This window comes from Chitinibacter sp. SCUT-21 (assembly GCA_041874755.1).
Taxonomy (GTDB): Bacteria; Pseudomonadota; Gammaproteobacteria; order Burkholderiales; family Chitinibacteraceae; genus Chitinibacter.
The window spans coordinates 1288506-1300494 of the sequence record CP102611.1 but is presented as its reverse complement, the minus strand read 5'-3'; the positions used below and the strand labels follow the sequence as shown (position 1 = coordinate 1300494).

At 52.8% G+C, this 11989-nt stretch carries 14 protein-coding genes and 6 tRNA genes; 3 read left to right on the top strand and 17 right to left on the bottom strand.

The genetic code is table 11. From position 1 onward, the window contains the following. Positions 1-11: 11 nt before the first annotated feature. From NT239_05970 to NT239_05925, 10 genes are all read right to left on the bottom strand, one after another. The gene (locus tag NT239_05970; protein XGA72381.1) at positions 12-446 is read right to left on the bottom strand and encodes an acyl-CoA thioesterase; all 435 of its coding nucleotides are present in this window, start codon (positions 444-446) and stop codon (positions 12-14) included. Then, complete coding sequence (locus tag NT239_05965) at positions 443-2005, bottom strand: aromatic amino acid ammonia-lyase (protein ID XGA72380.1); 1563 nt, start codon at positions 2003-2005, stop codon at positions 443-445. Before NT239_05965 ends, NT239_05970 begins: the two co-directional genes overlap by 4 nt. Then, on the bottom strand, positions 1986-2939 hold the full coding sequence (locus NT239_05960; GenBank protein ID XGA72379.1) for an acyltransferase: 954 nt from the start codon (positions 2937-2939) through the stop codon (positions 1986-1988). Before NT239_05960 ends, NT239_05965 begins: the two co-directional genes overlap by 20 nt. Continuing rightward, entirely contained in the window at positions 2936-3682 is a 747-nt protein-coding gene (locus NT239_05955; GenBank protein ID XGA72378.1) for a glycosyltransferase family 2 protein, read from the bottom strand. Before NT239_05955 ends, NT239_05960 begins: the two co-directional genes overlap by 4 nt. Continuing rightward, the gene (locus tag NT239_05950; protein XGA72377.1) at positions 3679-5358 is read right to left on the bottom strand and encodes an AMP-binding protein; all 1680 of its coding nucleotides are present in this window, start codon (positions 5356-5358) and stop codon (positions 3679-3681) included. Before NT239_05950 ends, NT239_05955 begins: the two co-directional genes overlap by 4 nt. After that, entirely contained in the window at positions 5355-5903 is a 549-nt protein-coding gene (locus NT239_05945) for a hypothetical protein (protein XGA72376.1), read from the bottom strand. Before NT239_05945 ends, NT239_05950 begins: the two co-directional genes overlap by 4 nt. A gap of 5 nt (positions 5904-5908) precedes the next feature. Next, positions 5909-6154, bottom strand: coding sequence for an acyl carrier protein (locus NT239_05940; protein XGA72375.1), 246 nt, complete (start codon positions 6152-6154; stop codon positions 5909-5911). Positions 6155-6249: 95 nt separating this feature from the next. Next, positions 6250-6513: a phosphopantetheine-binding protein gene (locus NT239_05935; protein XGA72374.1), complete on the bottom strand. Its 264-nt coding sequence runs from the start codon at positions 6511-6513 to the stop codon at positions 6250-6252. Further along, positions 6506-7273, bottom strand: coding sequence for a 1-acyl-sn-glycerol-3-phosphate acyltransferase (locus NT239_05930; GenBank protein ID XGA72373.1), 768 nt, complete (start codon positions 7271-7273; stop codon positions 6506-6508). Before NT239_05930 ends, NT239_05935 begins: the two co-directional genes overlap by 8 nt. Beyond that, positions 7270-7947 (bottom strand): beta-ketoacyl synthase chain length factor, encoded by a 678-nt coding sequence (locus NT239_05925; GenBank protein XGA72372.1) that lies wholly within the window; start codon positions 7945-7947, stop codon positions 7270-7272. Before NT239_05925 ends, NT239_05930 begins: the two co-directional genes overlap by 4 nt. A 160-nt stretch (positions 7948-8107) precedes the next feature. On the opposite strand from NT239_05925, the gene NT239_05920 reads away from it, so the two are divergent. Continuing rightward, positions 8108-8515, top strand: a complete 408-nt coding sequence (locus NT239_05920) for a hypothetical protein (protein ID XGA72371.1) — start codon at positions 8108-8110, stop codon at positions 8513-8515. A gap of 162 nt (positions 8516-8677) precedes the next feature. Here the strand turns inward: NT239_05920 and NT239_05915 are convergent. The 6 genes from NT239_05915 to NT239_05890 all read right to left on the bottom strand — a co-directional run bounded on the left by NT239_05915 (position 8678) and on the right by NT239_05890 (position 9347). Next, positions 8678-8762, bottom strand: a tRNA-Leu gene (locus tag NT239_05915). An 83-nt stretch (positions 8763-8845) separates the two neighbouring features. Next, a tRNA-Cys gene (locus tag NT239_05910) sits at positions 8846-8919 on the bottom strand. A 43-nt stretch (positions 8920-8962) separates the two neighbouring features. Further along, positions 8963-9038: transfer RNA gene (locus NT239_05905), tRNA-Gly, on the bottom strand. A 20-nt stretch (positions 9039-9058) separates the two neighbouring features. Further along, positions 9059-9134, bottom strand: a tRNA-Gly gene (locus NT239_05900). A 20-nt stretch (positions 9135-9154) separates the two neighbouring features. Next, positions 9155-9230, bottom strand: a tRNA-Gly gene (locus NT239_05895). 41 nt (positions 9231-9271) lie between these two features. Further along, positions 9272-9347: transfer RNA gene (locus NT239_05890), tRNA-Gly, on the bottom strand. Positions 9348-9583: 236 nt separating this feature from the next. Here NT239_05890 and nadA point away from each other — a divergent pair. Further along, positions 9584-10498, top strand: coding sequence for a quinolinate synthase NadA (gene nadA / locus NT239_05885; GenBank protein XGA72370.1), 915 nt, complete (start codon positions 9584-9586; stop codon positions 10496-10498). A 48-nt stretch (positions 10499-10546) separates the two neighbouring features. Here the strand turns inward: nadA and NT239_05880 are convergent, their stop codons facing one another. Next, positions 10547-11410, bottom strand: a complete 864-nt coding sequence (locus tag NT239_05880; GenBank protein ID XGA72369.1) for a LysR family transcriptional regulator — start codon at positions 11408-11410, stop codon at positions 10547-10549. A gap of 100 nt (positions 11411-11510) precedes the next feature. Between NT239_05880 and NT239_05875 the strand changes: the two genes are divergently transcribed. Then, entirely contained in the window at positions 11511-11981 is a 471-nt protein-coding gene (locus NT239_05875; protein ID XGA72368.1) for a multidrug/biocide efflux PACE transporter, read from the top strand. Positions 11982-11989 lie beyond the last annotated feature (8 nt).

The window sequence follows — 11989 nt, the reverse complement described above, 5'->3', positions numbered from 1 at the left end:
TTGTTTTCTTATCAGTGCGGCATCGGCAGGTCGAGTTTTTCGAACAACACGTCGGGCGAGACGTAGCACATTTCGCGCGTTTGCATATTCACCGCCACTTGCACCGTGTGGCCCTTGGTCAGTAAATCGCCGCTGGCGATGTCGTGAATGCGGTAGCTGATTTTTAGCCGATTTTCCCATTCGACAATCTTTGCAGAGACGCGCAGTTTTTGCCCAAAGCTGGCTGGGCGCGAATAGCGAATATTTAAATCAATAATCGGCCACGCATAGCCCGAAGCGCGCATGCCCGGATAATCATAATCAAAGCTTTGCAGTAACGCGCTGCGCGCCAGCTCGAAATATTTCACATAATGGCCGTGCCAGACGATTTCCATTAAATCGATATCGTGAAACGCCGGTGTGATTTCAATGCTGTGTTCGAGTGTCTTGCGGCCGGTTTCACTCATTGTCTTGCTCCCGGTACGCTCAGGTTTTGCGCCTGAATCGCGGCAATCGTTGCGCGTAAATCGCTATCAAGCGCGCGATCTTCCAGTAAATGTGCTGAAAATGCGCGTACTTCGGCGATTAAATCGCGCACGCCAGTCGATAATTGCGCCGCGCTGAGCTCATTTTGCGCGATGCGCAATTCAACGCCTTGCACCGCCGCCAGCGCATGCGCGGCAACAACTTGCTCGGTCAATTGCAATACACGCAGCGCGTCGCGCGCAGCAATGGTGCCCATGCTGACTTTGTCTTGGTTGTGGCATTCGGTTGAGCGGCTAAAGACGCTGGCTGGTATTGTGAGTTTCAGCGCTTCGGCGGCCCATGACGACGCGCCGATTTGTACCGCTTTAAAGCCGTGATTAATCGCGCGGCGCTCGCCGCTGGCGCCAGATAAATTGCTCGGCAGACCGTGGTTGTAGCGCGTGTCGACCATCAGCGCGAGCTGGCGGTCCATCAAATCGGCCAGATTGGCGACGCAGTTTTTTAGGCTGTCCATCGCAAACGCGATATGGCCGCCGTAAAAATGCCCGCCATGCAGCACATGTTCGCCTTCGCCGTCGATGATTGGATTGTCGTTGGCGCTATTGAGCTCGTTTTCAATAAATTGCCGCAGCATCGGCAGCGCGTCGGCAAGCACGCCGATCACGTGCGGCGCGCAGCGGATCGAGTAGCGATCTTGCAAACGCAAGCCTTCGCGTGGCGCTTCGCCAGCGAGCAAATCATCATGAATCCACGCGGCAACTTCATTTTGCCCCGGATGCGGTTTTACCGAGAATAATTTGGCGTCAAAGTGATAGCTATTGCCATCGGTCGCCAAGGACGCCAGCGCGGTCAAGCGCGCGCACAGTTTGACCAAATATTCAGCGCGGCTATACGCGATACACGCCAAACCCGTCATCACCGCGGTGCCGTTCATCAGCGCCAAACCTTCTTTCGGCGCGAGCGTCAGCGGTGTGATATTGCGCGCAGCAAAGGCTTTGGCTGTGGGGTATGGCTCGCCAGCTTCGTAGATATAGCGCTCACCAGCCAATACTGCGGCGACGTATGATAGCGGCGTTAAATCGCCACTGGCGCCGACCGAGCCTTCTTCGGGAATAACAGGCACCAGATTTTCGTTGATCAGCGTCGCCAGTTGTTCGAGCAAGACCCAACGCACGCCCGAATAGCCTTGCGCGAGCGACAATAATCGCGCGGCCAAAATCGCGCGGCCGGTGTAGGCGTCGAAAAACGCGCCCAGCCCGCAGCCGTGGTAGGTGTACAAATGCTTAGGTAGCTCGGCAACTAGGTTTTGTGGAATGGCGACGGTGCACGAATCGCCGTAGCCGGTGGTGACGCCATAAATTTCGCCATGCTCGGCCAATAAATTATCTAAAAACTGGCTGCCGGCATCAACGCGGCGGCGAAACGCGGGATCGCTCGCCAGCTGCGCGCCGCTACCGTTGGCAACAGCCAGAATGTCTTCGATACAGAGGCGCTGTGCACCAAATTCAATGCGCTTGGCGTTATTGGTCTGGTTCATCATCGGTCCAGAAAGGGTAAAAGTTAAACCACTGTAAAGGCGCGAGTTGGCAATAATACGCCAGCTTATCGGCGTAGCGTTGCGCCGAAGCCGCTAGCCACGCCTCACGCGCAGTGCGCGCCACGGCTTGCGGCTCGCTTAAAGTTTCAAAGTATAAATGCAGCCCGTCGCCTTGTTTTAAGCAGACGGCAAACACCAGCGGGCATTGCATCATCAGCGCGAGTAAATGCGGGCCCAGCGGCAGGCGCGCCTTGGCGCCGAGAAAATCGACAATGAGCGTACGCGCTGCGGTTTTGTTGGCGTTGACCGGCACGCGATCGGCGGCAATCACTAGCCATTCGCCGCGCTCGACGCGTGCGGTTAAATCGGCCGCAAGCGCGGGGTTGATGTCTGAAACCTGAATCAGCCGCACAGCACGCGTGTGCGCTTGTGCAGCCAAAATGCGGTTAAATTGCTCGGCATGCTGCGTGTGCACCAATACATTTAACCGCAGATTTTCATTGGCTTGCGACAAGGCTTGCATCGCCTCGGTATTGCCCAAATGCGCGGTCAGCATAATGCCGCCTTGGCCTTGCGCGAGCCGTTGCAGCATCATCTTGCGGCCGGTACAGCTCACCTGCGTATGCTGCAATTGGCCCGTCCACGCATGAAATTTAGCCAAAATTGTGTCGGCAAAGCTTAAATAATGTTGCCAGCTCAGGCGCAAGGAAACGCGCAATTGCAAATGCGGCGCGCTGCGGGAGAGTCGCTGTAAATAGTCTTGCGACGAGAGCCGCGCCAGTTTGCCAAAGCAAAAAAACCACGCCAACACTGGATATAAAATCAGCGCAAACAGAGGGCGACCGCCAAGCGCGTAGGCTTTGAGCATGATTTTCATGCCCCAATACGCCAGCTTGCCACCGCGCTCACGTTGTTCGCTCCAATTAGTTTGCGTCATGAACGAAACCAACGGGCGATTAGGCGCGGGCTGCGCCACAACATGCCAAAAAACAGTTTGGCGTGCATGCGTGAGATCAGCACATTGTCGCGCCAGACGGCAAAATGCGACACGCCATCGAGCGGGTATTGCACTGGCGTTGGCAGCTGGACGATGTTCATCCCCGCCCAGTACAAGCGCACCATCACTTCAACGTCAAAATCCATGCGGCTGCCGAGCTTTTCGCGCTGTAGCAGCGCGCACGTTGCAGCAAGCGGATACACGCGAAAGCCGCACATTGAGTCTTTGATCGCAAACGAGAGCGTGTTAATCCACACCCAAATATGCGTTGCATAACGGCCATACAAACGGCCTTTGGGCACTGATTCATCATAAACCGGTTGGCCAGCAATCAACGCAGCAGGCTGCGTTTGCGCAGCGTGAATGAATTGAGTTAAATCTGGGGTATGGTGCTGTCCATCAGCATCAATCTGTGCTGCATGGCTATACCCTAATTCATTAGCCCAGAATAAACCCGCGCTGACCGCGCCGCCTTTGCCTTGATTAACGTCTAAGCGTTTTAAGCTGACCCAAGCGGCGTGCTGTGTGGCCAATTGCTCGAGCACGCGTTGGCAAGCCGCATTACTGCCATCGTCGATCAACAGGCAAGGCAGGCCAAAGCCACGCAGCGATTCCAGCACCGCGCCGATTGCGTGTTCGTGGTTGTAAACCGGAATGACAATGCACGGTTTAAATGCGCTCATGCGGCGAACACCAAGCGGCCTGATGAGTGTGCGCCTTGGCTTGAGGTAAATGCAAAGCTCAGTTTTTGGCGGCTCTCATCCCAATCGAGCTGTAAACTCAGCTCGGTGCCCGGCTGGATAATCTGTTGAAACTTAATTACTTCCATCCGATTAAATTGGCCGTCAATCGCAAAATAATCGCGTGCTAGCTGCGCTGCCCAGTGGATTTGCGCCACGCCGGGCAAAATGGGTGTGCCGGGAAAATGGCCGGCAAAATAGGCGATATCGGGCTGAACGAGTAATTGCAACTCGCAATGCGCGCCGCTGTGCTGCGCGGCGATGACCGTTGGTAACAATACCGGCGGCAAAAACAAAGCGCTAAGCGCCGCTTGCGTCGTTTTGCCTTGCGCATTGACCGGTAGGGCCGCCACAAAACGCCAACGGCGCGGCAGCGCCAAACGCTCGACTTGGCCGTGTAATTGCTTTTTTAATAATTTGATCAGCGCAGTTTTGCCCAACTGCGCCAATAGCGCGCTACCGGCTTCATGCAAAACCAGTACGGCATTGATGCTTTGCCGGCCTTGCTCTTCGGCGGCGACGACCGCCGCTTCGTCCACTTCGGGCAAATGGCTTAAGGCTTGCTCGACACTTGCTAAAGCAACGCGTTTTTCTTCAATTTTTACGATGCGATCTAGCCGCCCTAACAGCGTGAACGTGCCGTTATCTGCGACATTGGCCGCGTCGTCCATCGTGTGCCAGTTTGCGTCGGGCAAATGCGCCGAGCAAATTTCCAGCGCGCCGTCTTGGTTCACCCTGAATGCGACGTCGGGCAGCGCTTGCCAGCTGGCGGCTTGCTCGCTTTGCACGCGCCACGCCACGCCGCCGGTTTCGGACGAGCCAAAAATCTCGTTAATCGCCACGCCGCTGCGCTGGCTAATGTCTTGTGCGACGGCCAAACTCAGCACGCCGGCTGAGGAAAAGAGCGCGCTTAAATGAGGCGCCATCTCGGCCCACGGCAAATGCGGCCCTAGGCGTTTGTAATGCGCTGGGCTGGCCACCCACGTGGCTTTGGCCACTGCGCGGGTCATTGAGCACAGTTGTTCGGGGAAAAACGCCGTTTCTGCGGCGAAAACGCGGCCAATTGCTACGGGCCACAGCACGCGAAACAGCAAGCCGTATAAATGCTGCTGGCTAACGGTGCCGATCACGACCGAATCGGCAATTTGCGCGCCAAACAAGCTCTCGAGCGCGTTCACTTCGGCGAGCAATTGTGCGTAGCTTTTTATGATGGCTTTTGGTTCGCCGCTCGAGCCCGAGGTGTAAATGTAGAGCTGGCAAGCGTTAGCGTCGATGTCTTGCAGCAAATATTGGTGACCGGCTGGCGCTTGTACGCACAGATCGCGAATCACTAGACCAAATTCTTCATCGTCCGATAAGCGCAGCGTGCACGGCGTGGTGTGAACGCGCGTTTCGTCGCCAGGCAGGTGAACGGTTTTGCCCGTTTGCCAAGCGGCAAATAGCGCCAGTGCAAACCAATATGCGTCGCGGCAAAACAGGCTGATGTCATTTTCGCCTTGCGCGGCCAAAGTGTGCGCCAGCGCGGCGACTTGCGTGGCAAATTCATCGCTGCCAATCAATCGGCCTTGCTGCAATGCAAAGTCATAAGTGGGGGTATTGCTATCTAGCCATTTATTCATAGTTTATTCTTGCGAATACGCCGCCTCAGTATCCATTCGCCTGCCATTAGGCCACCCATCAGCAAGTAGGCGATTAGGCCATTGTATAAGGTCCAATTTTCCCAACTGGCGTACAGCGCTGTCCAGAGTGCAATACTGCCATTGGCAATAAAAAAGACACACCACACTTGCGTGACGCGGCGCGTGTAAATGACGCCGCTGGGCGGTAAATCGGGCTCGCTGAGCCGGGCCAAGCGCTCAATTAAGCTGGGGCCACGAATCAGGCTGCTGGCAAAGACGCCGAGCATGGCCAAATTAATCAGTACGGGATAGTAGCGCAGCAAATCGGGCTGCTTTTGACTATAGAGTATGCCTGCCAAAACCAATAGTATCGCTACCTGTAGCGGTATACCTGGCTTGCTCCAACTGCTAACACCACGAATTAAGGCCACGGCTAATAATAGCGCGGCCATGGCTTCGCTCGTTGCATGGCCGAGTGATAAATACACCAATAGCGGGTAGGCCAGCGCCAGCAATGCACCCAGTATCGCAAGCGCTTTTTTCATGCCACTTAGGCTTGTTGCAGTTTATAGACTGCGTCGACGACGTCTTGCACGGTGCGCACTTGTTTAAAGTCTTCAGGGCTGATTTTTTTGCCGACTAAGGATTTAAGCTCGGCGGCCATATCGACGGCGTCGATGCTGTCGATTTCCAAATCAGTGTAAAGCTGCGCGTTGGGCGTAATGCGCGCGGGGTCGATTTCGAATAGCTCGGCAATAATGCGGACTACTTCGCTGTGGATCGCCGTTTTTTCCATGTTTCTCTCTCATTTTTATTTCGATTTCACTGCCGGATACTACTTGCTGGCGCAGGCATTTGCCGCGCTAAGGTCTACGGCACAGCGCAGCGTGCTTAGTTTGAGCGTTGCGCGCTAACAAACTGGGCCAGCGCATTAATTGAGGCAAAATGCTGGCGATTTTCTGCTGAATCGCTTTGTAGCTTAATGCCGTAACGTTTTTGCAGCCCAACACCTAGCTCCAGCGCGTCGATCGAATCCAGACCAAGGCCTTCGTTAAATAGCGGGCTGTCAGCGTCAATATCGTCGACGGTAATGTCTTCGAGATTGAGCGTCTCGATGACGAATAATTTGATTTCATTAATCAGCGTGTTATCCACGGTTTAATTCCTGCGTATAAAGTGCGGTAAGGTCGCTATTGAGACGGCGCGCGGCAATCGGGTCGGTACTGGCTTGGCGATAGGGCTCAAGCTCAATATCATTAAGAACGCGTAATGTCATGACAAAACGACGCGGCGGAATTTTGTACCACTTCTCGTTCTTGGTCAAAGTCGTTGGGCTGACGGTAATCAGCACCGGCGTCAAAATGCGCGCGCCTTTAATCGCAATCGTTGCCGCACCGCGGTGAAATTGCATCTCTTTCCCAGGTGTGGTGCGTGTGCCTTCGGGGAAAATAATCAGGCAATCGCCGGCCTGCAAGGCAGCGACACCGTCGGCGACCATTTGCTCGCTGCTGTGATTTGGTATAAAACCTGCCGCGGAAACCGGCCCCACCATGCACGGATTACGCCACAGGCTACCTTTAACGACGCAATTGGGCTCATCAATATGCGCCATCATAAACACCACGTCGAGCAAAGACGGATGGTTGGCGATGACGAGTTGTCCGGGGCGACCCAGCAAATGCTGACCTTCGATCTGCCAGCGCATAATGCCCAAAAAACGCATCCAGCGCAGAAATTGATAAAACACCCAGTGGATGATTTTTCTGGCTTGCGGCCGGCGTCGCGTAGCGGGCGTCGCCATATTCATCAGCGGAAAAAAAAGCCCCAATAATGAGCCGCCGACGCCAAAACTACTAAATGCAATCGCGGTGCCAATCAGGCGCCGCAGCCAATTTAGTTTTATGCGCCAACTCATACGCGCGTCCATTCCCAAACGCAATTGAGGCCCTGCGTGAGTAATTGCGCCTCGCCTGATTGCCACCAGCGGTAAACATCATGTTGCGTAGCTACTGGCGTATGGTTGGGCGACGAGGGCAGGGCGCTGAGTCGCAAATTGGGTGTGTTGGCGTCGATCAGGGCGCAAACTGCAAAGCGTTGCATCGCTTCTGTTGCATCGGGTTTTAAAATATCGGGCACGGCTTCATCGGAATACATAAGTAATACCGCCGGCTCGCGGCGATCCGATAGCATCGTGGCGGCCTCTAGCAAGGCCATCGGCAGCGTATCAATGCCTGCGCTAATGGCGCTGCACTCGTCTTTTTGTTGCGCAAAAATGCTCCACAAACCTTGCGTGGCATTGTGGACCGAGTGGCTAAACGTGGCTGGAGACAATAATTCATCGCGTGCCAAAGTTTGCAGCATGCCTACGGTTTGTTGAATCTCACCATGTCTGGAGGCAAATACACAGCGCAAAAGTTGTTGGTCTGGGTTTATGTCGTACGCTAGTTGCAGATTGATGCGGGCCAATGGCGATAAGCGTCGGCGCTGTAGTGTTGGGATGAAATCAAGCCGCGGGCTGGCATCTTGATCGTTATGCCAAGCACTCATTCGTGAAATACTGAGTTGAATTGACCAATAGGGCGAGTGCATTGCAGGCAAACTTATCTATGCGGGGATGAAGATAAAAGGCGTGTAGCCGAGATTGTGCCATACATTGGGTTTGTTCGCCCTTAGTGACTCAAGTTAGTATCATGGGGTGTCTTTTTTAATATAAAAATCTTTTCTTTATTTAAATATTGGAGTTTATTCAATGAAATACTTGATTGGGTTGGTGATGGCCTTCGCCTTGAGCGTTCAAGTTTATGCTCGGCAAATGCCGATGGAGCAAACGCCACGTGTTCTTTTTGCTGAAAGCATGGGAGCCTCAGTGGAGGCAGAAAAAGTCACCCCAATTTTTGTGGCTGCAGCAAATAAATTTGGCTGGGTCGTGATTGCTAACGAAGTGGGAAAAATGACGCTGCAATATAACAAAGGCAATGGTAAACACGTGGTGACCGTGGCTGTTGAATACGATACGAAGGCTTACCAAATTAAATATGTTGATAGCATCAATATGAATTATGAAGTGATCGATGGAGTGGCACAAATACACCCTAACTATAATCGATGGGTTTTTAATTTAAATAAGGAAATTAATAATCTCATGCATGCCCGATAAGTGTTGGGCAGTTAGTTAGGAGATTCGTACAGGGGCACAAGCGGGGACATAAAAATAGGATCTTCTGGGGGCCCTTAATGCTGTGTAAGACAACAAAAAACCCGCAGAAGCCAGGCTTTATGCGGGTTGTAGGGCTGTTTAGTACAGCTTGAAACTTACTAATGGTGCTCGGAGCCGGAATCGAACCGGCACACCTTGCGGCGAGAGATTTTAAGTCTCTTGTGTCTACCTATTTCACCATCCGAGCATTGGGTGCGAATCTTAACAGTCTTTCGCATTTCTTGCTACACCAGCTTTACAAAAAAGCCCAGCTCAGCTGGGCTTTGATGCTGGAGGCGGAGGCCGGAATCGAACCGGCGTAAACGGATTTGCAATCCGCGGCATAACCATTTTGCTACCCCGCCTTAAGGGGTAAAGAAAGTATTTAAAACTACTTTCTTAAAAATTTGGAGCGGGATAAGAGGCTCGAACTCTCGACCTATACCTTGGCAAGGTATCGCTCTACCAACTGAGCTAATCCCGCATCGTTTGCTGGGCAGATTTTGGAGCGGGATAAGAGGCTCGAACTCTCGACCTATACCTTGGCAAGGTATCGCTCTACCAACTGAGCTAATCCCGCATCGTCTGCTTGGCAGATTTTGGAGCGGGATAAGAGGCTCGAACTCTCGACCTATACCTTGGCAAGGTATCGCTCTACCAACTGAGCTAATCCCGCATCGCAATGATGCTACTAATTTGTACTACGCCAGTATGTGATGGAGCGGGATAAGAGGCTCGAACTCTCGACCTATACCTTGGCAAGGTATCGCTCTACCAACTGAGCTAATCCCGCATCACGTTCTGCATTTCTAAGTGATTTGCAGAGGAGCGCAATTATGGCTAAGGGCTTTTGGTGTGTCAAGCACCGCAGAACAATTTTTTTTATAAATGTCGATTTTTTAATCGAAAATGCTGTTTTTGCTAATGAGTTGAGGGGCATCGACGTGTTAATATTCGCACCAATCCATTTTTGCAATGCGCTTATACAAGTAGGCGCATGAATCTATTAGTCTGATCGAGGATAAACTTATGCCACGCGTTGTGACACTTGCCCATTACTATACCGCGCCTGAAATTCAGCAAATGGCCGACAAAGTGGGCGATAGCTTGGAGCTCTCGCTGTTTGCGCGTGATGCTGATGCCGACATTATTGTGTTTGCTGGCGTGCGCTTTATGGCCGAAACCGCCAAAATCCTCAATCCGAATGCCACAGTAATTTTGCCAGACGCAGGTTCAACCTGTTCTTTGGTAACTCAAACTGATGTGGCGGCGTTGAAAAAATGGCGCGAGTCTTATCCAGATCATGTGCATGTGTCGTACATCAATAGCTCGGCTGAGCACAAAGCGCTGAGCGATTGGATCGTGACTAGCCGCAACGTCGACGACATCATTGCTCACCTGTATGCCGAAGGCAAACAAGTGATTTTCTCGCCAGATCGCAATATGGGCGCTTACCTAAACTTCCAGCACGGCTACGATATGCCGCTATGGTCGGCGGTGTGCGAAGTGCACGATAAATTCAACCAAACCGCCTTGGATGAAGCGTTTGCTGCAGTGAAAACTGCTAAATACCTGATCGCTCACCCAGAAAGCCCGCTACCCGTATTGCAGCAAGCCGATTATGTTGGCTCAACATCGGGCATGCTGAACTGGATCAAAACATTTGATAAAGAGCCAGATGCTGCGATCTTCGTCGCGACTGAAGACGGCATTTTGTACAATATGCGCCTCGCTCGCCCCGATCTGAATATCGAGCAAGCGCCGATTTATGCTGGTTGCCAGTGTAACTCTTGCCCGTACATGAAAATGAATACGATTGAGGCGGTAAAACGCGCGCAAGCAGGGCAGGGCACGGTAATCGATTACCTAACGCCTGCCGATATGGATGCCGCCCGCGCACCGATCGAGCGCATGTTGGAATTCTCTAAGCGTTATTACGCTTAAGTCGTCATCAATACCAAACGCCCCAATCGGGGCGTTTTTCTTTGCTAGTTAAGATGCGCGTTTAATTTGTTCGATCAACCAGCACGCCGCTGGCCCCAGGTTGGCATTGCGCAGCCAGACTAAATCAATCGTGGTGGTTTTGGGCCAATTGGCGGCGGAGAGCTGAACGAGTTGGCTTTGGCCAAATTGCTCTGCCAGCCAAGTTGGCAAAGCCGCCCAGCCAAAATTTCGAGCTGTCATTTCCAATAGCATTAAGTAACTCGGTGCCAGCCAGCAACGCGGGCTATGGATGCTGGGTTGGCGCTCTGAATAAGTGCTGAGCATCAACTCCCTATGCATCAGCAATTGTGCTTCATCGACGTGTCCATACAGTGCTAGCGGGTGCTGCTTGCCAACATACAGCGCAATCTGGGTTTGGCCAGCAATCGCCTGATAAGAAATATCAGCTTGATACGCCCCTTGCGCACGTACCAATCCTAGCTGGGCCCGCCCACTGCGCAGCAGCGCCAATACGTCTTGGTCTTCTCCCACCAAACATTCCAGCCGCAGCATCGGAAACTGCGCGGCAAATGCTGTTAACAGCGCTTCAAACTCCAAGGATTGAAACGTATCTGAGAGCACAATGCTCAATTGCGCTTCTTCGCCCGCTTGCAAGGCGAGTGCTTGATGGCGCAAATCGGCATGGCTATTGAGCACATGCTGAGCGTGGCTCAGCAAACGTGAGCCCGCCGCCGTGAGCGTTGGTTGCCGCGTGCGGCGATCAAATAGTTGTACGCCTGCGTCGATTTCAAGCTGGCTGATAGCCTCGGAAACGGTGGATTGGCTTTTGCCCAAATGGCGCGCCGCAGCGGAAAAAGAACCTAGCTGCGCGGCGTGCACAAAAGCGGCGAGGCTGTCGATGGAATTGAACATGGGTCTGCCTTGAATCGGTTATTCCGATGGTAACTGATTTTATTCTATCGGTTTTCATGGTGATAATCGTTTTAATTACACAAAGCAGAAGGAAAAGGCTATGAGTGATTCAGCAACAAATTTGTCGAATTTAGCGCAATTGCCAGAAAAAACCTGGCTGGAACGCGCCTTGCATGCCGTGCTGTTTGAAGTGGGTGGGGTGATTTTAGTAACGCCGATTGCGGCGTGGATTATGGACGCGAGCGTCTCACACGTCGGGGTTTTGGCTGTGATTTTAGCGAGCACCGCCATGACGTGGAACGCGCTGTTTAATTTTGTGTTTGACAAAATCGAACGCAAACAAGGCTGGCAGCGCACGCCAAAAATCCGCACGTTGCACGCGCTGCTGTTCGAAGGCGGTTTTATGTTGATGGCCTTGCCATTAACGATGTGGTGGATGGATTTAAGCCTGTGGCAGGCCTTGGCTTTGGATATCGGGTTTTTTGTATTTTTCCTACCGTATACCTATGCGTACAACTGGGCCTACGATGCGCTACGCCTGCAATATTTTCGCCGTTTTCGTCCGGCGTGATAGGCGCG

Coding starts and splice junctions, on each gene's coding strand:
- NT239_05970 (XGA72381.1), bottom strand. CDS start 446: ATGAGTGAAACCGGCCGCAAGACACTCGAACACAGCATTGAAATCACA.
- NT239_05965 (XGA72380.1), bottom strand. CDS start 2,005: ATGATGAACCAGACCAATAACGCCAAGCGCATTGAATTTGGTGCACAG.
- NT239_05960 (XGA72379.1), bottom strand. CDS start 2,939: ATGACGCAAACTAATTGGAGCGAACAACGTGAGCGCGGTGGCAAGCTG.
- NT239_05955 (XGA72378.1), bottom strand. CDS start 3,682: ATGAGCGCATTTAAACCGTGCATTGTCATTCCGGTTTACAACCACGAA.
- NT239_05950 (XGA72377.1), bottom strand. CDS start 5,358: ATGAATAAATGGCTAGATAGCAATACCCCCACTTATGACTTTGCATTG.
- NT239_05945 (XGA72376.1), bottom strand. CDS start 5,903: ATGAAAAAAGCGCTTGCGATACTGGGTGCATTGCTGGCGCTGGCCTAC.
- NT239_05940 (XGA72375.1), bottom strand. CDS start 6,154: ATGGAAAAAACGGCGATCCACAGCGAAGTAGTCCGCATTATTGCCGAG.
- NT239_05930 (XGA72373.1), bottom strand. CDS start 7,273: ATGAGTTGGCGCATAAAACTAAATTGGCTGCGGCGCCTGATTGGCACC.
- NT239_05925 (XGA72372.1), bottom strand. CDS start 7,947: ATGCACTCGCCCTATTGGTCAATTCAACTCAGTATTTCACGAATGAGT.
- NT239_05920 (XGA72371.1), top strand. CDS start 8,108: ATGAAATACTTGATTGGGTTGGTGATGGCCTTCGCCTTGAGCGTTCAA.
- nadA (XGA72370.1), top strand. CDS start 9,584: ATGCCACGCGTTGTGACACTTGCCCATTACTATACCGCGCCTGAAATT.
- NT239_05880 (XGA72369.1), bottom strand. CDS start 11,410: ATGTTCAATTCCATCGACAGCCTCGCCGCTTTTGTGCACGCCGCGCAG.
- NT239_05875 (XGA72368.1), top strand. CDS start 11,511: ATGAGTGATTCAGCAACAAATTTGTCGAATTTAGCGCAATTGCCAGAA.